Raw genomic sequence first — 20,126 nt, 5'->3', positions numbered from 1 at the left:
GCGGCTCAGCGCAAGTCGGGACGGCACTTGGCCGCGGTGTCGTCCGGAGGACGACAGTGTCATGGCGGTGTCGTCCGGAGGACGACAGATCAACTGGCCCCGTCGAAGAGGCTGGTGACCGAGCCGTCCTCGAAGACCTCCTTGATGGCCCGCGCGAGCAGCGGGGCGATCGAGAGGACGGTGAGCTTGTCGAAGTGACGCTCGGCCTCGATGGGCAGCGTGTTGGTCACGATGACCTCGCTGACCTTGCTGTTCTTCAGCCGGTCCACGGCAGGGCCGGAGAGGACGCCGTGGGTGGCGGTGACGATGACGTCGGCGGCGCCGGCCTCGAAGAGGGTCTCGGCGGCCTTCACGATCGTGCCGCCGGTGTCGATCATGTCGTCGACGAGGATGCAGACCCGGCCCTCGACCTCACCGACGACGCGGTTGGCCTTGACCTCGTTGGGCCGCAGCGGGTCGCGGGTCTTGTGGATGAAGGCCAGCGGCGTGCCGCCGAGCTTGTCGGTCCACCGCTCGGCGACCCGGACGCGACCGGAGTCCGGCGAGACGACGGTGATGTCGCGGTCGCCCCACCGCTCGCACACGTGCTGGACGAGCAGGTCGAGGGCGAAGAGGTGGTCGACCGGGCCGTCGAAAAACCCTGGATCTGGGCGGTGTGCAGGTCGACGGTCATCAAGCGGTCGGCGCCGGCGGTCTTGAACATGTCGGCGACCAGGCGGGCGGAGATCGGCTCGCGGCCGCGGTGCTTCTTGTCCTGCCGGGCGTAGGGGAAGAACGGCGCGACGACGGTGATCCGCTTGGCCGAGGCGCGCTTGAGCGCGTCGACCATGATCAGCTGCTCCACGAGCCAGGTGTTGATCGGCGCGGTGTGGCTCTGGACGACGAAGGCGTCGCAGCCGCGGACCGACTCCTCGAACCGGACGAACAGCTCACCGTTGGCGAACTCGTAGGCGGCGGTCGGGGTCGGGGTGACCCCCAGGTGCCCCGCGATCTCGTCGGCCAGTTCGGGGTAGGCCCGCCCGGAGAAGAGCATCAGGCTCTTGCTGTTCGCCTGCCGGATCGCGCTCATCGGCTCTGCTGTCCCTACTGCTCGGTGTCCGTCCGGGCGGCGTCGGAGCGGCCTCCCGAAGGTGCCTCCGCCCGGTTCTCGGCCGCTTCCGCGGCCTCGGCCGCAGGGGTTCCGGAGCGGCGGCGGCGAACCCAGCCTGCCACATTCCGCTGGGGCGCCCGTGCGACGGCCATGGCACCCGGGGGACGTCCGAGGTGATCACGGACCCCGCCGCCGTGTAGGCGCCGTCGCCCACCGTGACCGGCGCCACGAGCATGGTGTCCGACCCGATCCGCACCTGGTCACCGATCGTCGTGCGGTGCTTGGCCACGCCGTCGTAGTTGACGAACACCGTCGCCGCGCCGATGTTCGCGCCGCGGCCGATGGTCGCGTCGCCGACGTAGGAGAGGTGGGGCACCTTCGACCCCTCACCCACCTCGACGTTCTTCGTCTCCACGAAGGCGCCCACCTTGGCGTCGCGCTCCAGCCGGGTGCCCGGGCGCAGATAGCTGAACGGGCCGACCGTGGCGTCCGGGCCGATCACCGCGCCGAGGCAGTGCGAGCGGACGACGCTCGCCCCTCGTCGACCCGGCAGTCGACCAGGGTGCTGTCCGGCCCGACCACGGCGCCGGGGCCCACGGAGGTGGCGCCGCGCAGCTGGGTGCCCGGCTCCAGGACCGCGTCCGGTCCGACGGCGCAGGTGACGTCGACCCAGGTGGTCTGCGGGTCGACCACGGTGACCCCGCTGCGCATCAGGTTCCCGAGCACGCGGTCGTTGAGCGTGCGGCGGCGCGCGGCGAGCTCGACCCGGTCGTTGCAGCCGAGGACGTCGTCGGCGTCGTCGGCGCGGACGGCCGCGGTCGGGGCGCCGCCCCGACCAGCGGCGCCAGCGCGTCGGTCAGGTACTGCTCGCCCTGGGCGTTGCCGGTGCCCAGGCCGGCCAGGACCCGGCGGAGCGTGCCGGCGTTGGCGACGTACACCCCGGCGTTGACCTCGCGGATGGCGCGCTGCTCGTCGGTGGCGTCGCGCTCCTCGACGATGGCCTGCGGGGCGCCCCGCTCGTCCCGCACGATCCGGCCCAGGCCGGTCGGGTCGTCGACCTCGGCGGTCAGGACGGTGAACACGCTGCCGGCCGCGTCGTGCGCCGCGACGAGGGCGGTCAGGGTTGCGCTGGTGAGCAACGGGGAGTCGCCGTTGACGACGAGGACGGCGCCGTCGAGGTCGGGCACCGCCGCCAGCGCCACCTCGGCCGCGTGCCCGGATCCCAGCTGCTGCTCCTGGACGACGGCCAGTGCGGTGGGGGCGATCTGCGCGAGGTGCTGCTCGACCTGGTCACGACCGGAGCCGACGACGACGACGGTGGTGCCGGCACCCAGGGGTTCTGCGGCGGCGAGCACGTGGCCCAGCAGGCTGCGCCCGCCCAGGGTGTGCAGGACCTTGGGCACGGAGGACCGCATGCGGGTGCCCTGCCCGGCCGCGAGGACGACGACGGCGGCCACCACCGGCGAGGGGACTGCGGCGGACGGCTCCTGCGCGATCACGGATCTCCTCAGACTGACGGCACTCGTCGAGCTGGGGGACTCGGACTCGAACCGAGACTGCACGGCTCCAAAGGCCGGCGGGCTGCCGATTACCCCATCCCCCACCCGCGGGCGCTGCGGCCCGCGAGGGCACCGCGGACCGCCGGCACCCGGGACGAAGCCTAGGGCCGCCCGGCCGCCAGGGCACCCACCGGGCGCGGAGGCCGAGTCGCCGGGCTCCCTACGCTGCCGTAGGTTACGGGCACGTAGGCACGGCGCTGGATGGTCCTCGACCCCGCGCGAGGCCCAGACACCGCTCAGGAGTTCCCTTGTCCGCTCCCGCTCTCACCCGGCCCACGGCCCCTCCGCTCGCCGACCCCCACGCCGGGCTGCCCGCCAGCGCCATCGGCCGGCGCAAGAGCACGCTCGAGATCATCACGCTGTACGTGATCGTGCTCGTCCCGTTCCTCGCTCTCGGCGCCGTCGTCCCCGCCGTCTGGGGCTGGGGGCTGTCCTGGCTCGACGTCGGTCTCGCCGTCGGCTTCTACTACCTGACCCTCCTCGGCGTGACGGTCGGCTACCACCGGCACTTCACGCACGGCTCGTTCAAGGCCACGCGGCCGCTGCGGCTGGCGCTGGCGGCCGCCGGGTCGATGGCGATCCAGGGGCCGGTCATCCAGTGGGTGGCCGACCACCGCCGCCACCACGCCTTCTCCGACCGGGCCGGGGACCCGCACTCCCCGTGGCGGTACGGCACCGACCTGCGGTCGCTGCTCAAGGGCATGTTCCACGCCCACCTCGGCTGGCTGTTCGACCGGCGCAAGACCAACCAGGAGCGCTACGCCCCGACCTGCTCAAGGACGGCGCCCTGGTCACCACCAGCAAGCTGTTCGTGGTGTGGGCGTTCGTGAGCCTGGCAGCCCCCGCGCTCATCGGCGGCCTGGTGACCGGTTCTTGGGCCGGCGCGTGGTCGGCCTTCTTCTGGGCCGGCCTGGTCCGCGTCGCCCTGCTGCACCACGTCACGTGGTCGATCAACTCCGTCTGCCACGTGGTCGGCGACCGGCCGTTCGTCTCCCCGGCCGCGACCGCGCGACGAACTTCTGGCCGCTGGCGATCCTGAGCGCCGGCGAGTCCTGGCACAACCTGCACCACGCCGACCCGACGTGCGCCCGGCACGGGTGCTGCGCGGTCAGATCGACATCAGCGCGCGGACCATCTGGGTGTTCGAGAAGCTCGGCTGGGCGCGCGACGTCCGGTGGCCCGACCCGGTCCGGCTCGCGGCCAAGCGCCGCGTCGACACGACGGAGGCCGCGCCGGCACCCGTCCCGGCGTCGGCCTGAGGTCGACCGCCCTCCCCGGACAGGGGGACGGGCCACGATGTCGCGCGTGACCAGCGGCGGGGCGCGCGCCCGGGTCCGGATGACCGGCGAGCAACGCCGTCGGCAGCTGCTCGACATCGGGCGCGAGCTGTTCGCCGAGCGCGGCTTCGAGGCCACCTCGGTCGAGGAGCTGGCCGCCCACGCCGACGTGAGCAAGCCCGTCGTGTACGAGCACTTCGGTGGCAAGGAAGGCCTCTACCAGGCCGTGGTGGACCGGGAGATGCAGGCGCTCCTCGACCGCTTCTCGTCGTCCCTGGCAGCGCCCGGCCCGCTGCGCGAGATGCTGGAGAGCGCCGCGCTGGTCCTCCTGGACTACATCGAGGAGGAGACCGACGGCTTCCGGGTGCTGACCCGCGACGCTCCCGGAACCGGCGGCGGGACGTCCTTCTCCTCCCTCATCGGGGAGGTGGCGCGCAAGGTCGAGCACATCCTGGCCCGCGAGTTCGCCACCCGCGGGTACGACCCCGGCTGGCGCAGCTCTACAGCCAGGCCCTGGTCGGCATGGTCGCCCTCGTCGGCGAGTGGTGGCTGGACAACCGGGCGCTCGGCAAGGACGAGGTGGCCGCGCACCTGGTCAACCTGTCCTACAACGGCCTGGCGCACCTCGACCGGTCCCCGCGAGCAGTCGGCGCGCCGAGCAGCCCGTGAGGCCGGCCCTCCTGCAGGGGCCCGCTGCGAGCGTGCGAGCGGTGGGGGCAGGAGGGTCCTTTCTCAGGCGACGAGGCGCGCGCCGGGCACCGGACCGTGCACGGCCCGCACGGTCCGGAAGACACCGGCGCCGGCCAGCTCGGCGGCGAGCCGGTGCGCGTCCTGCTCGTTCCCGGTGAGCGCCGCCACCGTCGGCCCGGAGCCGCTGAGGATCGCCGCGACGGCGCCTGCCTCGGTGGCGGCACGCAGCGCCCGCCCGAGGGTGGGACGCAGCGCGAGGGCCGGCGCCTGCAGGTCGTTGGCCAGCGCGGGAGCCAACGCCGTCGTCGGCCCGCTGCGCAGTGCCGCCAGGACCGGTTCGACGTCCAGGGACCCGTCGTCCGGTGCCCGGCCGGCGGCCCGCATCCGGTCCAGCTCGCCGTAGACCGCGGGCGTCGACAACCCCTCCCCGGCGATGCCCAGGACCCAGTCCCAGCGGGTCCGCGACAGCACCGGCGTCACCTGCTCGCCGCGGCCCATGCCCAGGGCGACACCGCCGACCAGGCTGAACGGCACGTCACTGCCCAGCTGCGCGGCGAGGTCGAGGAGGTCCGCGCGGCTCGCGCGGGTGCTCCAGAGGGCATCCAGGGCGACGAGAGCGGCCGCGGCATCGGCGCTGCCACCTGCCAGTCCGGCCGCCGCCGGGATCGACTTGTCGATCTGGAGGGACGCGTCGGCCGGCACACCGGCGGCCGCCGCGAGAAGCTCGGCGGCGCGCCAGACGAGGTTGCGCCGGTCGGTCGGCACCAGGTCGGCACCGCGCGCCCCACCGGTCCCCTCCCCGTCACGGTCAGCGTGAGCCCGTCCCCGGGACGGGCCGTCACGGTGTCGAACAGGGAGACCGCGAGGTAGACGGTGCGCAGTTCGTGGAACCCGTCAGGGCGCAGAGGGCCGACCCCGAGGTGCACGTTGACCTTGGCCGGCGCCCGGGCTGCCACGACGCTCATGCGTCCACCGGATCGGTCGCGGCGAGCCGGGCGAAGTCGGTCACCGAGAGCTGCTCGCCCCGCGCAGCGGGGTCGATGCCGGCCGCCCGCAGCCGGGCCTCGGCCGCCGCGGGGCTCCCGGCCCACCGGGCGAGCGCGGCCCGCAGTCCCTTGCGGCGCATCGCGAACGCCGCGTCCACGACCGCGAAGGTGGCCCGGCGGTCGCCGGGCGGGGGCGGACGGCGGACCAGCGCCACGAGGCCGGAGTCGACGTTCGGCTCGGGCCAGAAGACCTTGCGGCCCACCGACCCGGCCCGGCGCACCTCGCCGTACCAGGCGGCCTTCACCGAGGGCACGCCGTAGGCGGAACCGCCCGGGGGCGCCGCGAGCCGCTCCGCGACCTCCGCCTGGACCAGGATGAGCGCCCGGTCGAGCGTGGGCAGCAGCTCGAGCAGCTCCAGCAGGACCGGCACCGCGACGTTGTACGGCAGGTTGGCGACCAGCGCGGTCGGCGGCGGCCCCGGCAGCTCCGGAAGCCGCAGGGCGTCGGCGGTCACGACCTCGAGGCGGTCGGCCAGGTCGGGACGCCGGTCGGCCACGGTGCGCGGCAGGAGACCGGCCAGGCGCGAGTCGATCTCGACGGCGACGACGCGGGCGGCGGCGGGCAGCAGTCCCAGGGTGAGCGAGCCGAGGCCCGGGCCGACCTCGAGGACGACGTCGTCCGGGCGCACCTCGGCGGTGCGCACGATCCGCCGGATCGTGTTGGCGTCGTGCAGGAAGTTCTGGCCGAGGGTCTTGGTCGGGCGCAGGTCGAGCTGCTGGGCCAGCTCGCGGATCACCGCGGGACCCAGCAGTCCGTCGGACTGCTCAGGTGGAGTGCTCAGCAGAAGCCGATCAGAGGTTCCTGCCGCAGTGCGGCCACTGGCCGGCACCGGCCTTGTTGTAGAGCAGCTGAGCCCGGTACGTCTGCTCGTCGGGCGAGGCCTGCGAGGGGAGCCCGGAGCCGCCCACCGAGCGCCATGTGCTGACGGAGAACTGGTACAGCCCGTGGTACAGCCCGTTGGAGCTCACGACACTGGCCCGTCCACCGGACTCGCACTGCGCCAGCGCAGCCCAGTTCAGACCGTCGGCGGCAGGGCTGTTCGCCGGGCGGGGCTTGGTGCCGACGGTGACGAGCTCGGGGACCTGCTCGCGGGTGACGGTCGTGGTGAGCGTCTCGCGGGCGGTCTCGACGCCGTCGACGACGGTGACGCGCAGCGTGGACACGTGCTCGCCGTCGGCGCCCTCCTGGGTCACGGTCTTCTCGCCCTCGAGCGCCTCGGCGTCCGGCGTCTCGACCCGCTCGTGCGGGATGGCGGTGGTCTCGGTGACCTCGGAGACCTGCACGCGGAACACCTGCAGACGCATGCGGTTCAGCAGGCCCTGGTTCAGGTAGAGGCTGGTGCGGTCGGTCTCGCTCAGCGCGATGCGCTGCTCGGCCAGCAGGTCACCGGCGGTGGCGGCCGTCGTGGTGACGACGCGCTCCTGGCCGTCGCTGACCAGGACGATGTCCTTGGGCGTGGCGATCGTGAGCTGCATGCCGTCGAGCGGCAGGCGCTCGCTGCGGCTGGCGGAGAGGACCAGGTCGCCGCGGTACCCGAGCTGGGCGAGGGCCTCGTCCACCGACAGCGCCGTCACGTAGACCTCGCGCGAGACGCCGTCGACGGTGAGCTCCAGCGGCCGGGCGCGGTTGACGACCACCGCGTCGCCGTCGGCGAGCGCCTGCTGGGCGGCCGGCAGGACGACGTCGTGGGCGGTCGGCTCCAGGCCCTCCTCGTCCAGCACCTCGCCGACCGTGCCGGCGTAGGTGCCGACGGTCCGGACCTGACCGTCGACGGTGAGCGTCACGGACTTCTGGGCGACGAAGTAGGCGAGCGTGCCGCCGAGCAGTCCGAGGAGGACCACGGCGAACAGGCTGAGCTGGAGGGAGCGGCGCACGAGTACTTCCACGGGGTCACGGAGTCCGGGCAGGAGTCCGGGCCGGCAGCCGGTCAGGAGCGCTGGGCGCCCGGCCGGTGATCGCCGCCCGGAGGGTTCCCCATCCCGGCTGTCGGTCACGACACGATAACGAACACGGTGCGTATGGCAATGCTGCACAGGAAGTACAGCAGAGGGATTCACGTGCGGTTCGTGGGCGCGCCGACACGGTGCGTGACAGAACGTGCAGAAGGTGCAGGTGAGACGACCGCGTGACTTCCCCGTGACCGGTGAGCTACTCCACAGGCCGATTTCGGCACCGCAGCCCGGCAGCCCTCGCTATCCGGCGAGGGCGCGAGCGCTGGAACGCACCGGTCGCAGCCAGGTGACCAGGAAAACCGCCACGGCGGTCCCCGCAGCCAGCGCCGAGAAACCGCCAGCCACCAGCGCGACGGGCAGGAAGTCGTACCCCTCGCTCACGCCGTCGGGATCGATGCCGGCACGCAGCAGCAGGGCGCCGAGCGGGAGCAGTGCGAGCACGGTCGTCGCGGCGGTGACCAGGTGGGCGGTCCAGGTGCGCAGCGCCTCGTCGACGGGCACGTCCGCACCGTCGGCCGGCAGCGGCCGCAGCAGCGCCCGGAGCAGAGCGATCTCGGCCAGGATCCACGCCGTCGCGGGCGCCGCCACGGCTGCCAGGGCCACCGGGTCACCCAGCTCGTCCTTCCGCCACAGCGAGACGGTGACGGCCAGCTGGACCAGGACGACGACGCGCGCCGTCCAGAGCAGCCAGGGCGAGATCTGCTCCGTCCGCCGGGGCCGGCGGGCGGGCACCGCCGTCTTCCACCGCGGTCGCGGCCGCGCCGCCTCGGCCAGGAGCACGCCGAGGAGCAGGCCGACCACCAGGATCGGCACCCACAGGAAGATCGACTCCTCCGCGAGCATCACCACGCTCGCGACGACGCCCGCGACACCGGCCAGCAACCCCAGCCGGCGGACCCGGCGACCGTGCAGGGCCTGGCGACGCAGCGTGCGCAAGCCCTCGGCCGTCGGCTCGACGAGCTCCACGGCGCCACCCGCGACCACCCGGCGTCCGGCAGCCAGGCCCCACGCGCGGGCCAGGAGGACGCCAGGAACCAGCACGGCGATGAACAGGAGTACGACGATGAGGCGGCCCACGGTGCCCATTGTCGTCCTCCCGGACGACACCGCCACCAATTGCCGTTCCCCTGTTGCTCGGAGCCCTTCCCGTCCTTCCTCCGGGGAGCCTCCGGCCCCCGTCGTCAGGACCCGCTTCGCGGGGTTGACCTGGTCATTCCTCGGGGGACCCTCCGGCCCCCGCTCCGAACGACCTTCCCGCCTACTTCTGCATGTCCCACGGGCCGAAGACGCGTTCGGCGGTGGCGGTCAGGTGGTCGCAGAGCTCGGCGAGGTCGGTGCCGATCACCTCCGCGAGCGCCCGAACCGTGTGCGGCACCAGCCGGGAGGCGTTCGGGCGACCACGGTGCGGCATCGGCGTGAGGAACGGCGCGTCGGTCTCCACCAGCAGCTGGTCGACCGGGGTGAGCGCGGCGGCCTCCCGCAGGTAGCCGGCGTTGCCGAACGTGAGGGTGCCGGCGAAGGACAGCACGTGACCGCGTGCCACGCAGGCCCGGGCGAACTCGGGGTCGCCGGAGAAGCAGTGGAAGACCGTGTGCTCGGGAGCCCCTCGTCGTCGAGCACCCGGAGGATCTCCTCGTGCGCGTCCCGGTCGTGGATGACCAGGGCCCGGCCGTGCCGCTTGGCGATGTCGATGTGCGCCCGGAACGAGGCCTCCTGCGCCGCCCACCCCTCGGGGCCGGTGCGGAACCGGTCCAGGCCGGTCTCCCCACCGCGCGCACGTGGGGCAGCGCGGCGAGCCGGTCGATCTCGGCCAGAGCCGACTCGTCCGCCGCACCCGCGCCGGCCTCGTTGGGGTGCAGCGCGACGGCGGCGAGCACGTTCGGGTGCCGCGCGGCCACCTGCGCCGACCAGCGGGACGACGGCACGTCGACCCCGACCTGCACGAGTCGCGTCACGCCGACCGCCTCCGCAGCGGCGATCTCGGCGTCGACGTCGTCGTCCGAGGCCCACTCCCCGTGCTCGTCCCTCGCCGGCCGCTCGCCCAGGACGATGTCCAGGTGCGTGTGGCTGTCCACGGCGGGTGCGGGCAGCGGCTCGGGCGACGGCGGCGGCTCGCCCCGCCGGTTCGCGCGGGACGAGGCCGACCGACTCATCGACGCTCCTCGCCAGCGCTCGTCACGCCGCTTCGCCCGACTGCTGCGTCTCTGGGTGAGCTCGCGAGCTCGCTCACGCAGGGTCCCCGTCTTCCTCCAGGCGCCGGAGCTCCTCGTCGACGATCGACGGGTCCAGCTTGGTGAAGATCGGCTTCGGCGGGGCCAGCGGCGTCCCGGGAGCCGGGAGCGGCGTGGACGCCCACACCGCCTGCCCCTGCTCGTAGCGGCCGGTGATGATCGGGTACGGCGACCCGTCGTCGAGGTCGGCGACCTCCTGGATCTCCGGCGCGACCGACCAGACCCCGGTCCCGCCCAGCAGCTCGTGCACCGTCTGGGAGGAGTGCGGGAGGAACGGCGTCAGCAGGGCGTTGCAGTCCTTGATCGCCTGGAGCGCGGTGTGCAAGACGGTGTCCCGCCGCGCCGGGTCCTCCTTGAGCTTCCACGGTGCCTGGTCGGACAGGTACTTGTTCGCCTCGCCGACGACCCGCATCGCCTCGTTGATCGCCGCCTTCTGCCGGTTGCGCGACAGGAGCTCACCCACGGGGGCGAACGCGCCGGAGGTGGTGGCCAGCAATGCGCGGTCGTCGTCGGTCAGCTCGCCGGGGGTCGGGACGGCGCCGACGTTCTTCGCCGCCATCGACACCGACCGGTTGATCAGGTTTCCCCAGCCCGCGACCAGCTCGTCGTTGTTGCGGCGAAGGAACTCCGCCCAGGTGAAGTCGGTGTCCTGGTTCTCCGGGCCGGCGACGGCGATGAAGTAGCGCAGCGCGTCGGCGTCGTAGCGGGCCAGGAAGTCGCGCACGTAGATGACCACGTTCCGTGAGGAGGAGAACTTACGGCCCTCCATGGTCAGGAACTCGCTCGAGACCACCTCGGTCGGCAGGTTCAGCCGGCCGTAGGGACCCGGTGTGCCGCCCTTGTCGCCCGCGCCGTTGTAGCCGAGCAGCTGGGCGGGCCAGATCTCGGAGTGGAAGACGATGTTGTCCTTGCCCATGAAGTAGTAGGCATCCGCGTCCGGCTCCTGCCACCACTGCCGCCAGGCGTCGGGGTTCCCGGAGCGGCGGGCCCACTCGATCGACGCCGACAGGTAACCCACGACGGCGTCGAACCACACGTAGATGCGCTTGTCGCTGCGGTCGCGCCAGCCGTCGAGCGGCACCGGGACGCCCCAGTCGATGTCCCGGGTGTAGCTGCGCGGCTTGAGGTCGGTGAGCAGGTTCACGCTGAAGTTCAGGACGTTGGGCCGCCAGCTCTTCCGGGTGCCCAGCCAGTCGCCGAGCGCCCGCGTGAAGGCCGGCAGGTCGAGGAAGTAGTGCTCCTCCTCCACGAACTTCGGCGCCTCGCCGTTGATCTTGCTGACCGGGTTGATCAGGTCGATCGGGTCCAGCTGGTTGCCGCAGTTGTCGCACTGGTCGCCACGCGCGCCGTCGTAGCCGCAGATCGGGCAGGTGCCCTCGATGTAGCGGTCGGGCAGGGTGCGGCCGGTCGACGGGCTGATCGCGCCCAGCGTCGTCTTCGGGAAGACGTACCCGTTCTTCAGCAGGCCCAGGAAGATCTCCTGGCTCACCGCCGCGTGGTTGGCCGTCGTCGTCCGCGTGAACAGGTCGTAGCTGAGCCCGAGGGACTGCAGGTCGCCGACGATGATCCGGTTGTTCCGGTCGGCGATCTCCCGGGGCGTGATGCCCTCGGCGTCGGCCGCGACCGTGATCGGGGTGCCGTGCTCGTCGGTGCCGCTGACCATGAGGACGTCGTCCCCGGCCATGCGGTGGTACCGGCTGAAGACGTCGGAGGGGACGCCGAACCCGGAGACGTGGCCGATGTGCCTCGGCCCGTTCGCATAGGGCCAGGCGACTGCGGTCAGGATGTGCCGATCTGTCACGGCCCGAGACTAGTGAGCGGCGTCCAGCCGGCTCGGGTCAGACCGTATGACCCGACGGTTCCGTGAGGAGCGGTTGCGGGTCGGGGCCCCACTCACACAGATTCGTGGGTTGCCGGACAGAGAGCCCCTGCCCGGCCTATCCGACATGTGTGGGGAGGCCCCGATGGGTGCAGAGCGTACGAGCGTTGGGCTGGATGTGCATGCACGATCGGTTTCCGCGGCGGCGATTGACGGTGTCACCGGCGAGTTGATCAAGCAGCGGCTGGTGCCTGATCCGCGCGTGGTCCTAGATTGGGTGCACGATCTGCCGGCGCCGGCGGCGGTGACCTACGAGGCCGGGCCGACCGGCTTCGGGCTGGCCCGGGCACTGGCAGCTGCCGGGATCCGCTGCGAGGTGGCCGCGCCGTCGAAGATCAACCGCCCGCCCGGGGATCGGATCAAGACCGACGCCCGGGACGCGGTGCTGCTGGCCAGGCTGCTGCGCCTGGACGACATCGTCGCCGTCCGGGTGCCCACCGTGGCCCAGGAATCGGCCCGGGATCTGGTTCGGGCCCGCGAGGACGCCCGCGGTGACCTGATGAGGGTGCGGCATCGGCTCTCCAAGCTGCTACTGCGGCACGGCCACGTCTACTCCGGCGGCGCGGCCTGGACCGGCAAGCACGAGCAGTGGCTACGGCAGATCCGCTTCGACGGGCCGGGGCGGGCGGGCACCCAGGCCGCCTACGCCGCCGACCTGGAAGCACTGACGCTGACGGTGGCCCGCCGTGATCGGCTGGACGAGCAGATCACCGCGCTGGCCGCCGACAGCGAGTTCACCCCGGTGACCTGGCGGTTGTGCTGCCTGCGCGGCATCTCCACCCTGACCGGCTTCTCCCTGGCCGTGGAGATCGGCGACTGGTCGCGGTTCACCGGCGCCAGCATCGGCGCCTACCTCGGCCTGATCCCCTCCGAACATTCCTCGGGCAACTCCCGACGCCAGGGCGCGATCACCAAGACCGGCAACAGCCACGTCCGACGGCTGCTGGTCGAAGCCGCCTGGCACCACCAGCCCGCCTACCGGATCGGGCCGACCATGCGCGCCCGCTGGGACCAGGCAACTCCGGCTGCCCGGGTTCGCGGGCACGCCGGCAATCAGCGTCTGCACGATCGCTGGGTCCAGCTGAGCAGCCGCAATAAGAAGCACACCGTGGCCTGCGTCGCGATTGCCCGCGAACTGGCCGGCTGGTGCTGGTCGCTGGCCACTCTTCCCGACGCCTGACCGGCTCGCTCCCGCCCGGGCCACCCTGCTGGCGCCGTCCTCGCCGTGGTCAAGGCCATGCCCTCCGGGTGGCCTCCGGCCAGCCTTGACCCCGGCTGCGGGCGACACCGAACAGCAACCCGGGGCGCGAGCAAGCCGAGGGAGCCGCCACCCCATCACAGACCTGGCTCGAGCACCGGGCAGCAACGGAAGCAGCGCGAGGGGCCCGACCGGCGGAAGGACTGTGAGCCACCACGTCGACCCGACACAGGCACGACGTCGTGACGCTCGACCTCAGACACGCCGAGGCGCCCCAGCCGAACGCCGTACTGCGGTATCCAACCCGCGCATATCAGTCTCGACCGCGCGTCGCACGACACGCCAACTCCGTCGATGCCTCGCACGAGCCAGCACAGAAGAGGCGCCGCCAGAGCAGCCAGCCCTGGCGGCGCCTCGACCTGCCACTTGACAGACCGACCTCACATATCAGTCCTGGGTGAAGACGGCCGAGGCCGGGTCGTGGACGTCCCCGGCGGGGACCGGCGCGAGGATCGTCACCGCGCACAGCGCGAGGCCGATGGCGCTCAGCGTGACCGTGGCGAGCAGGCGGTGCGCCTGCACCGGGTCGGGACGGCGCACGCGGGCGCGGGGGCCCTGGGCGATCCAGCGCTGCGCGGACGGCGCGCCGGCCAGGAGCAGCTTGGCCACCGGGACGGCCAGGGCCAGCAGGCCCAGCGCCGGCAGGGGCAGCGAGGTCGGGTTGGCGAACGGAGTCGCGGTCGCGACGACCAGGAGGGTGGCGACCAGGGCCATCTCGGCATAGGCGACGCCCGCCAGCAGCGCGCGGCCGGTGCCGTCCACCATCGCGGCGGCGCTCCCGGCGCAGAGCACGATCCAGGCGGCGAGCACGACGAGCGACACGGCGACGGCCCACCCGGCTCCCCCGTGAGCAGCCCGTCGAGACCGGTGAGGGAGACCGCCAGGAGAGCGATGGCCTCGGTGACGCCGATGAGCCCGGCACCGAGGACGGCCATCGGCACCCGGCGGGACACGACCGTGGCGGGCGTGGCGGCGGTCGCGGGACGCGACACCGCCGGCACGAGGACGTGCCGCGGCGCGAACGTGTCGCGGACCTCCAGCACGCTCATCGCCATAGGGGTCAGCTCGGCCCGTCACGGTCACGCCTGAAGAGGCTGCGCGCGGATCTCACCCGCGAGGGTGAGGAGGAGGCGCGCCCTCCCGGCACGGCCGGCATGCCTACGCTGCACCGGCCGGATCGATCTCAGGAGGGTGGACGATGGCCGACACCGACGCGCCCGCGGACCTGCCCGTCGGCCCTCCCCGCAGCACGCGCCGGCCCTGCGCCCACGGCCGGCCGGAGCCCCGAGGCCGCGCCCCGCGCGTCGCGAGGGTGAGGACGTCGTCGTCGACTGCGCCGTGTACGTGGACGGCCGGCGTCAAGCGCCCGTCCCGCCGCACGACGCGTTGACGACGGCGGTCGCCCAGGGCGGGTTCGTCTGGCTGGGTCTCTACGAGCCGACCGAGGAGGAGCTCACCTCGATCAGCGAGCGCTACGGCCTGCACCCGCTCGCGGTCGAGGATGCCGTCTACGCCCACCAGCGGCCCAAGCTCGAGCACTACGACGACGGGCTGTTCATGGTGCTCAAGACCGCGACCTACGTGGAGCACGAGGAGCTCACCGCGACCAGCGAGGTCGTCGACACCGGCGAGGTGATGGTCTTCCTCGGACCCTCGTACGTGATCACGGTGCGGCACGGGTCGCACTCGGGGCTCACGGATCTCCGTGCACGGCTGGAGGACCAGCGCGACCTGCTGTGCCTGGGACCGTCCGCCGTCCTCTACGCCGTGGCCGACCTCGTCGTCGACAGCTTCGTGGAGGTGGCGGTTGCGGTGACCGAGGACGTCGACGAGCTCGAGGCCTCCGTCTTCAGCCCCCAGCGCACCGACGACATCGGCCGGCTGTACCAGCTCAAGCGGGAGCTGATGAGCCTGCGCAAGGCGGTGTCACCGCTCGAGGTGCCGCTGCAGAAGCTCGCCGAGCGGCAGATCGACGTGGTCCCAGATCCGATGCGCTCCTACTTCCGGGACGTCCAGGACCACGCCATCCGGGTGCGCGACCAGGTCGGCGGCCTCGACGAGCTGCTGTCGTCGATCCTGCAGGCGTCGCTGGCCCGGACGACGCTGGCCGACAACGAGGACATGCGGAAGATCTCGGCCTACGCCGGCATCATCGCCGTCCCCACCGCGATCGCGGGGATCTACGGGATGAACTTCGAGTACATGCCCGAGCTCGAGTGGCGGTACGGCTATCCCATCGTGCTGCTGGTGATCGTGGCCGTCGTGGTGATGCTCTACCGAGGCTTCAAGCGCAACGGCTGGCTGTAGCCGATCGGCCACGTCCGGGCATGGGTACCTATACGTGCGTCTTGGGCGCCGCCACGCAGGTATAGGTACCTATGCCTCGGTCGCCGGCACGGAGTTCGCCGCAGTTGTCCACAGGCGAGGGGATCTGCGCCCACCAGCGACGCAGGCATCGGCACTCTCTGCAGCATGGATTGGCGAGCAGTGCTCCGCGAGACCGTCAAGGACAACGGTGGGCTGGCGACGCGGCGACAGCTGCTCGAGCGCATCCCTGCCGTCGTCCTGGACGGGCACATCGGCCGTCGGACACTCGTCCGGGTCTTCCCGCACGTCTACCGCCACCGCGACGCGACGTTCGACGACCACGCCCTCCTGCGCGCGGCCTTGCTGCACACAGGCCCCGTCGCGGCTCTGAGCCACACGACGGCGCTCGCGGTGTGGGAGCTGCGAACCCTCGAGCGGCCGCTGCACCTGACTGTCGACCAAGGGCTGAAACGGACTGGCGCACGCGACCTCGTGGTGCACCGGCGACTGCGCTTCGACCCGGGATCGGACCAGTGCGTCGAACGGCAGGGCCTGCGCGTGACACGGCTGCCCCGCACGATCGTCGACTCGTGGCCCCTGCTCCCAATGCAGGAACGGCGTCCCCTGCTCCTCGACGTCAACCGGCGGGGCCTCGTGACTCCCGCTCAGATCCGGGAAGCGTTGAGCGAGCGTTCCAACGTGGGCGGACGCCGAGGGCTGCTCCACGCGATCGATCTGATGGAGGACGGCGTGCAGAGCGAGCTGGAGGCCCACGGGGTCCTCACCGTGTTCAGGCACCGCTCCCTGCCGCGGAGCGTCGGGCAGCACTCGGTGGACCTGCCGACCGGGCGGATCCGACTCGACCGCTGCTGGCCAGAGGCGAAGCTCGCGGTCGAACTCGACGGTGCGGCTCACCACACCTCACCGGAGGACCGCCAGAGGGATCTCGCGCGCGACCGTGAGCTGGCGGCGTTGGGCTGGGTCGTTCTCCGGTTCACCTACGCCGACGTGCTGAGGGACCCGGCCGGCGTCCGGGCCAAGGTGCTCGCCGTCCACACCGCTCGCATGCGGCAGCTGCGCGTCGGCTGAGCACCCCAGGGCATAGGTACCTATACGTGCATCCGGGGCCCGAAAACGCACGTATAGGTACCTATGCCTGGGGGCTCTTGTGGGTGACGACGGCGTCGTAGACGGTGCGCCGCGGCAGCCCGGTGCGGACGACCACCGCGCGGATCGCGTCCTTGCGGGTCGCGCCCGCCGCCTCCTCGGCCGCCACCGCCGCCGCCAGGTCGACCGGTTCGAGGGCGACCGGGGCCGCGGTGGCACCGGCGACGACGAGGGTGATCTCGCCCTTCACGCCCTCGGCGGCCCAGTCCGCGAGCTCGGCCAGCGGCCCCCGGCGGATCTCCTCGTAGGTCTTGGTCAGCTCCCGGCACACCGCGGCCCCGCGGTCGGCCCCGAAGGCGGCGGCGGCGTCGGCCAGCGCGTCGGCCAGCCGGTGCGGCGACTCGAAGAAGACCATCGTGCGGCGCTCGTCGGCCAGCGCGGCCAGCGCCGAGCGCCGCTCGCCGCCCTTGCGAGGCAGGAAGCCCTCGAAGCAGAACCGGTCGACCGGCAGGCCGGAGACCGCGAGCGCCGTCGTCACCGCCGAGGGCCCGGGCACGGAAGTGACGTGCACGCCGGCCTCGATCGCCGCCCGCACCAGCGTGTAGCCGGGATCGGACACCGAGGGCATCCCGGCGTCGGTGAGCAGCAGAACCGTCGCGCCGTCGTCCAACGCCGACATCAGCCCGGGCAGCCGGGCCTTCTCCACCGACTCGTGGAAGGTCACCACCCGACCGGTGAAGGTGACCCCGAGGTCGGAGGCGAGCCGGCGCAGCCGGCGGGTGTCCTCGACCGCGAGGACGTCGGCGGTCGCCATCACCTCGCGCAGCCGAGGCCCCACGTCGCCCGGCTGCCCGAGGGTGCGCCACCGAGCACCAGCCGTCCGCTCACGGGGCGAGCCTGTCACGACGGTGCCGGCGGAGCGCCCACATACCCTGCAGGCATGGCGGTGCTGGCTCCCCGACGTGCGGAGGCAGCGCCGGAGTCCCGACCGGCCGCCTGCCGCCGGCCGCTCCCCGCCCCCGCCGCGACGTGTCCCCGCCGCTGCCCGACGACCGCCGGCTGTCCTGGGTCCTCACCGCGGTCCTGGGCGTGGCCGCCCTCGCCGTCCGGCTGTGGGGCATCACGTACCCGAAGGACCTGCTCTTCGACGAGGCCTACTACCCGCGGCACGCGGAGCAGCTGCTGACCTGGGGCTTCGAGTACAACCGCGGCTACTCGTTCATCGTCCACCCGCCGCTGGGCAAGTGGCTGATCGCGGCCGGAGAGCAGCTGTTCGGCTACAACTCCCTCGGCTGGCGGTTCCCGTCCGCGGTGGCCGGCGCGATCGCGGTCGTCGTCCTGGTGCGGCTGGCGAGGCGGCTCACCGGCTCCACCGTGCTGGGTCTGCTGGCCGGCCTGCTGCTCGCCCTCGACGCCTTCTCCTTCACGCTCGCACGGATCGGCCTGCTCGACGTCTTCCTGCAGGTCTTCGTCGTCTCCGCCGTCGCCTGCCTCGTGGTGGACCGCGACGTCGTGCGGGACCGGGTCCGCACGATGGGTGGCGTGCCGACCCGCCTGGGTCCGCGGGGCTGGCGGATCGCGGCCGGTGTCCTCTTCGGCTGCGCCTGCTCGGTGAAGTGGAGCGGCGTCTGGTTCCTCGCCTTCTTCGCGGTCCTGAGCCTGTTCTGGGACCGGGTGGCCTGGCGCGAGGCCCGGGTCCCGAGCCCCACCCGGACGGCGCTCCGCCGCGGACTGCCCGGCGCGGTGTGGGCCCTGGCCGTCGTCCCGGTGCTCACCTACCTGGCCTCGTTCACCGGCTGGTTCCTGGGCGAGACCTCGCAGGGCAAGGCCTGGGCGCAGCAGAACCCCGAGACCGCGTTCCCCTGGATCCCCGACGCGCTGCGCTCGCTGTGGCACGAGCACGCCCAGTGGCTGGAGTTCCACAACGGGCTGTCCTCCCCGCACCCCTGGGAGTCGGGACCGTGGTCCTGGCTGGTCGACGGCCGACCCATCCTGCTGTGGAACCCGCAGGGCCTGACCGACGACGCCGGCGACCAGGTGGTCCGCTACATCCTGATGGTCGGGACGCCGACCCTGTGGTTCGCCTTCGTCCCCGCGCTGCTCTGGCTGGGCTGGCGCATCGTCGCGCGCCGCGACCCGGCAGCGGTCCCGGTGGCCGTGGGGATCGCGGCCGGCTGGCTCACCTGGTTCCTCAACCTCGACCGGACCATGTTCATCTTCTACATGGCGCCGGCGCTGCCCTTCTTCGTCCTGGCTGTCGTGCTGGTCCTGCAGGACGTCCTGGGACGCCGGGACGCCGATCCGCTGCGGCGCCAGATCGGCCTGGGCGCGGTGTGCCTCTACGTCGCGCTGGTCGCGGCCACGTTCGTCTTCTTCTACCCGGTGCTGACCGGGCAGCCGCTGTCGCAGCCCGAGTGGCTGCTGCGGATGTGGTTCCCGTCGTGGTTCTGAGCGGGCAGCCCGTACGGTTCCGCCCACCGGCCAGGAGGAGGGGACGACGATGCCCGAGGACCGCCCCGCCGTGCTCACCGCCGCCGACGGAGACGTCTGGCGCATCACCCTCGACCGGCCGGAGACCGGCAACGCGCTGACCCCGCGGCTGGCCGCGGAGCTCGCAGCGGCGTTCGCCGCCCGGCCGGAGGACACCCGCGTCGTCCTGCTGCTGGCCAACGGACCGCGCTTCTGCGTCGGCGGCGACGTGCGCTCCTTCGCCGGCGCCGACGATCCGGGCGCTTTCGTCGGGCAGCTCGCGCACGACTGGCACGAGGTGATCCGGACGGTCCTCTCCTGCCCCGTCCCGGTGGTCGCCGGCGTGCAGGGCGCGGTGGCCGGGGCGGGCGTCGGGCTTGTGGGCGCCTGCGATCTGGTGATCTGCGCGCGGACGACGACGATCCGCCCCGCCTACGGGGCCATCGGCTTCTCCCCGACGGCGGTACGTCCTGGGCGCTGACCCGCGCGCTCGGGGCGCCCCGGGCGCTGGACCTGATGCTGACGAACGGCGCGCTCACCGCCGCCGAGGCGCACCTCACCGGGCTGGTGGCGCGCCTGGTCGAGGACGACGACCTGCGCGCGACGACCGAGCAGGTCGCCCGCGAGATGGCCGCCGGACCGATCCGGGCGATGGTGCGCACCCGGGCGCTGGTCCGGCGCGCCGCGACCCGCACGCTCGAGGAGCAGTTGGACGACGAGGCGCAGCTCATCGCCGAGTCCGCGGCCGACCCCGAGGGCCGCGAGGGTGTGCGGGCGTTCGTCGAGAAGCGGGCGCCCGACTTCCGCGACGCCCGGTGAGCTCAGCGCTCCCGGCTGCCACGGTCCAGGCGCAGGAGCACGAGGGCGACGACGGCAATGCCGAGCACGACGGCGCCGACGATGAGCACCTGGGCGAGGGGACCCACGTCGGACCACATCCCGCTGAGCCCGTCGGCGAGGAAGTAGAGCCCGATCGCGGCGACCACGCCCCGGGCGATCCAGCGGAACCGGACCGCGCGCTGGTCGTCGGGTTCCGGCTCACCCTGCGCGCTCACGTCGTCTCCTCGTCAACGGCGAACGCCGCCGGGGCGGTGGCCCCGACGGCGTCGGCTGGATCGTGCTGGTGTTCGACGTGCTGGTGTTCGACGTGCTGGTGTTCGACGTGCGGTGAAGGTGTGGAGCTGAGGGAGTTGAACCCCTGACCCCCTCGATGCGAACGAGGTGCGCTACCGGACTGCGCCACAGCCCCTTCGACCGGAA

General features: G+C 72.8%; 20 protein-coding genes, 2 tRNA genes and 4 pseudogenes. 11 read left to right on the top strand and 15 right to left on the bottom strand.

What is annotated here, in order from left to right; genetic code table 11:
* Positions 1-89: 89 nt before the first annotated feature.
* The 5 genes and pseudogenes from U6N30_RS02685 to U6N30_RS02665 all read right to left on the bottom strand — a co-directional run bounded on the left by U6N30_RS02685 (position 90) and on the right by U6N30_RS02665 (position 2,693).
* Positions 90-1,033 (bottom strand): annotated as a pseudogene (locus U6N30_RS02685) (ribose-phosphate diphosphokinase).
* Positions 930-1,592 carry a DapH/DapD/GlmU-related protein gene (locus U6N30_RS02680; RefSeq protein ID WP_324276030.1) on the bottom strand — a complete coding sequence of 221 codons (663 nt, stop codon included), beginning with the start codon at positions 1,590-1,592 and terminating at the stop codon, positions 930-932. Before U6N30_RS02680 ends, U6N30_RS02685 begins: the two are co-directional and overlap by 104 nt.
* Positions 1,589-1,816: a hypothetical protein gene (locus U6N30_RS02675; protein ID WP_324276029.1), complete on the bottom strand. Its 228-nt coding sequence runs from the start codon at positions 1,814-1,816 to the stop codon at positions 1,589-1,591. The genes U6N30_RS02680 and U6N30_RS02675 overlap by 4 nt, the downstream gene beginning before the upstream one ends.
* The gene (locus tag U6N30_RS02670; RefSeq protein WP_324276028.1) at positions 1,801-2,589 is read right to left on the bottom strand and encodes an NTP transferase domain-containing protein; all 789 of its coding nucleotides are present in this window, start codon (positions 2,587-2,589) and stop codon (positions 1,801-1,803) included. The genes U6N30_RS02675 and U6N30_RS02670 overlap by 16 nt, the downstream gene beginning before the upstream one ends.
* A gap of 31 nt (positions 2,590-2,620) precedes the next feature.
* Positions 2,621-2,693, bottom strand: a tRNA-Gln gene (locus tag U6N30_RS02665).
* Between the two features lie 204 nt (positions 2,694-2,897).
* Between U6N30_RS02665 and U6N30_RS02660 the strand changes: the two genes are divergently transcribed.
* From U6N30_RS02660 to U6N30_RS02640, 5 genes and pseudogenes are all read left to right on the top strand, one after another.
* Complete coding sequence (locus U6N30_RS02660) at positions 2,898-3,479, top strand: acyl-CoA desaturase (protein WP_324276027.1); 582 nt, start codon at positions 2,898-2,900, stop codon at positions 3,477-3,479.
* Positions 3,476-3,688, top strand: coding sequence for a hypothetical protein (locus U6N30_RS02655; protein ID WP_324276026.1), 213 nt, complete (start codon positions 3,476-3,478; stop codon positions 3,686-3,688). The genes U6N30_RS02660 and U6N30_RS02655 overlap by 4 nt, the downstream gene beginning before the upstream one ends.
* Positions 3,689-3,746: 58 nt before the next feature.
* Positions 3,747-3,908 carry a hypothetical protein gene (locus U6N30_RS02650; protein WP_324276025.1) on the top strand — a complete coding sequence of 54 codons (162 nt, stop codon included), beginning with the start codon at positions 3,747-3,749 and terminating at the stop codon, positions 3,906-3,908.
* 37 nt (positions 3,909-3,945) lie between these two features.
* A pseudogene (locus U6N30_RS02645) lies at positions 3,946-4,095 on the top strand (TetR family transcriptional regulator); the annotation flags it as partial.
* Between the two features lie 353 nt (positions 4,096-4,448).
* Positions 4,449-4,595: a hypothetical protein gene (locus tag U6N30_RS02640; protein ID WP_324276024.1), complete on the top strand. Its 147-nt coding sequence runs from the start codon at positions 4,449-4,451 to the stop codon at positions 4,593-4,595.
* 63 nt (positions 4,596-4,658) lie between these two features.
* On the opposite strand, the gene U6N30_RS02635 is transcribed toward U6N30_RS02640, so the two are convergent.
* The 6 genes and pseudogenes from U6N30_RS02635 to metG form a co-directional block, all read right to left on the bottom strand.
* Entirely contained in the window at positions 4,659-5,381 is a 723-nt protein-coding gene (locus U6N30_RS02635) for a 4-(cytidine 5'-diphospho)-2-C-methyl-D-erythritol kinase (RefSeq protein WP_324276023.1), read from the bottom strand.
* Positions 5,382-5,577: 196 nt separating this feature from the next.
* Positions 5,578-6,399 carry a 16S rRNA (adenine(1518)-N(6)/adenine(1519)-N(6))-dimethyltransferase RsmA gene (rsmA, locus tag U6N30_RS02630; RefSeq protein WP_324276022.1) on the bottom strand — a complete coding sequence of 274 codons (822 nt, stop codon included), beginning with the start codon at positions 6,397-6,399 and terminating at the stop codon, positions 5,578-5,580.
* 55 nt (positions 6,400-6,454) lie between these two features.
* A complete protein-coding gene (locus U6N30_RS02625) occupies positions 6,455-7,537 on the bottom strand; it encodes a ubiquitin-like domain-containing protein (protein WP_324276021.1) in 1,083 nt (360 codons plus the stop codon).
* A gap of 318 nt (positions 7,538-7,855) precedes the next feature.
* A complete protein-coding gene (locus tag U6N30_RS02620) occupies positions 7,856-8,701 on the bottom strand; it encodes a hypothetical protein (protein ID WP_324276020.1) in 846 nt (281 codons plus the stop codon).
* 172 nt (positions 8,702-8,873) lie between these two features.
* Positions 8,874-9,768, bottom strand: a pseudogene (locus U6N30_RS02615) (TatD family hydrolase).
* A gap of 73 nt (positions 9,769-9,841) precedes the next feature.
* Complete coding sequence (metG, locus tag U6N30_RS02610) at positions 9,842-11,647, bottom strand: methionine--tRNA ligase (protein WP_324276019.1); 1,806 nt, start codon at positions 11,645-11,647, stop codon at positions 9,842-9,844.
* A 46-nt stretch (positions 11,648-11,693) separates the two neighbouring features.
* On the opposite strand from metG, the gene U6N30_RS02605 reads away from it, so the two are divergent.
* On the top strand, positions 11,694-12,905 hold the full coding sequence (locus tag U6N30_RS02605) for an IS110 family RNA-guided transposase (RefSeq protein WP_324276018.1): 1,212 nt from the start codon (positions 11,694-11,696) through the stop codon (positions 12,903-12,905).
* Between the two features lie 465 nt (positions 12,906-13,370).
* On the opposite strand, the gene U6N30_RS02600 is transcribed toward U6N30_RS02605, so the two are convergent.
* Positions 13,371-13,805, bottom strand: a complete 435-nt coding sequence (locus tag U6N30_RS02600; RefSeq protein ID WP_324276017.1) for a hypothetical protein — start codon at positions 13,803-13,805, stop codon at positions 13,371-13,373.
* Between the two features lie 45 nt (positions 13,806-13,850).
* Between U6N30_RS02600 and U6N30_RS02595 the strand changes: the two genes are divergently transcribed.
* The 3 genes from U6N30_RS02595 to U6N30_RS02585 all read left to right on the top strand — a co-directional run bounded on the left by U6N30_RS02595 (position 13,851) and on the right by U6N30_RS02585 (position 16,379).
* Complete coding sequence (locus U6N30_RS02595) at positions 13,851-14,072, top strand: hypothetical protein (protein WP_324276016.1); 222 nt, start codon at positions 13,851-13,853, stop codon at positions 14,070-14,072.
* A 249-nt stretch (positions 14,073-14,321) separates the two neighbouring features.
* Entirely contained in the window at positions 14,322-15,290 is a 969-nt protein-coding gene (corA, locus tag U6N30_RS02590; RefSeq protein ID WP_324276015.1) for a magnesium/cobalt transporter CorA, read from the top strand.
* Between the two features lie 180 nt (positions 15,291-15,470).
* On the top strand, positions 15,471-16,379 hold the full coding sequence (locus U6N30_RS02585; protein ID WP_324276014.1) for a DUF559 domain-containing protein: 909 nt from the start codon (positions 15,471-15,473) through the stop codon (positions 16,377-16,379).
* Between the two features lie 61 nt (positions 16,380-16,440).
* Here the strand turns inward: U6N30_RS02585 and rsmI are convergent, their stop codons facing one another.
* Positions 16,441-17,235: a 16S rRNA (cytidine(1402)-2'-O)-methyltransferase gene (gene rsmI / locus U6N30_RS02580; protein WP_324276013.1), complete on the bottom strand. Its 795-nt coding sequence runs from the start codon at positions 17,233-17,235 to the stop codon at positions 16,441-16,443.
* A gap of 191 nt (positions 17,236-17,426) precedes the next feature.
* Here rsmI and U6N30_RS02575 point away from each other — a divergent pair, with 191 nt between their 5' ends.
* Both U6N30_RS02575 and U6N30_RS33145 read left to right on the top strand, forming a co-directional pair.
* On the top strand, positions 17,427-18,848 hold the full coding sequence (locus U6N30_RS02575) for a dolichyl-phosphate-mannose--protein mannosyltransferase (RefSeq protein WP_324276012.1): 1,422 nt from the start codon (positions 17,427-17,429) through the stop codon (positions 18,846-18,848).
* A 49-nt stretch (positions 18,849-18,897) separates the two neighbouring features.
* Positions 18,898-19,685, top strand: a pseudogene (locus tag U6N30_RS33145) (enoyl-CoA hydratase/isomerase family protein).
* A gap of 2 nt (positions 19,686-19,687) precedes the next feature.
* Here U6N30_RS33145 and U6N30_RS02560 read toward each other — a convergent pair.
* A complete protein-coding gene (locus U6N30_RS02560; RefSeq protein ID WP_324276010.1) occupies positions 19,688-19,921 on the bottom strand; it encodes a hypothetical protein in 234 nt (77 codons plus the stop codon).
* A gap of 121 nt (positions 19,922-20,042) precedes the next feature.
* Positions 20,043-20,115, bottom strand: a tRNA-Ala gene (locus U6N30_RS02555).
* Positions 20,116-20,126: the final 11 nt, after the last annotated feature.

The organism is Blastococcus brunescens, from assembly GCF_035320885.1.
GTDB lineage: Bacteria > Actinomycetota > Actinomycetes > Mycobacteriales > Geodermatophilaceae > Blastococcus_B > Blastococcus_B brunescens.
Note: the sequence above shows the minus strand (reverse complement) of the source record. Positions and strands in the feature narration are given on the sequence as shown.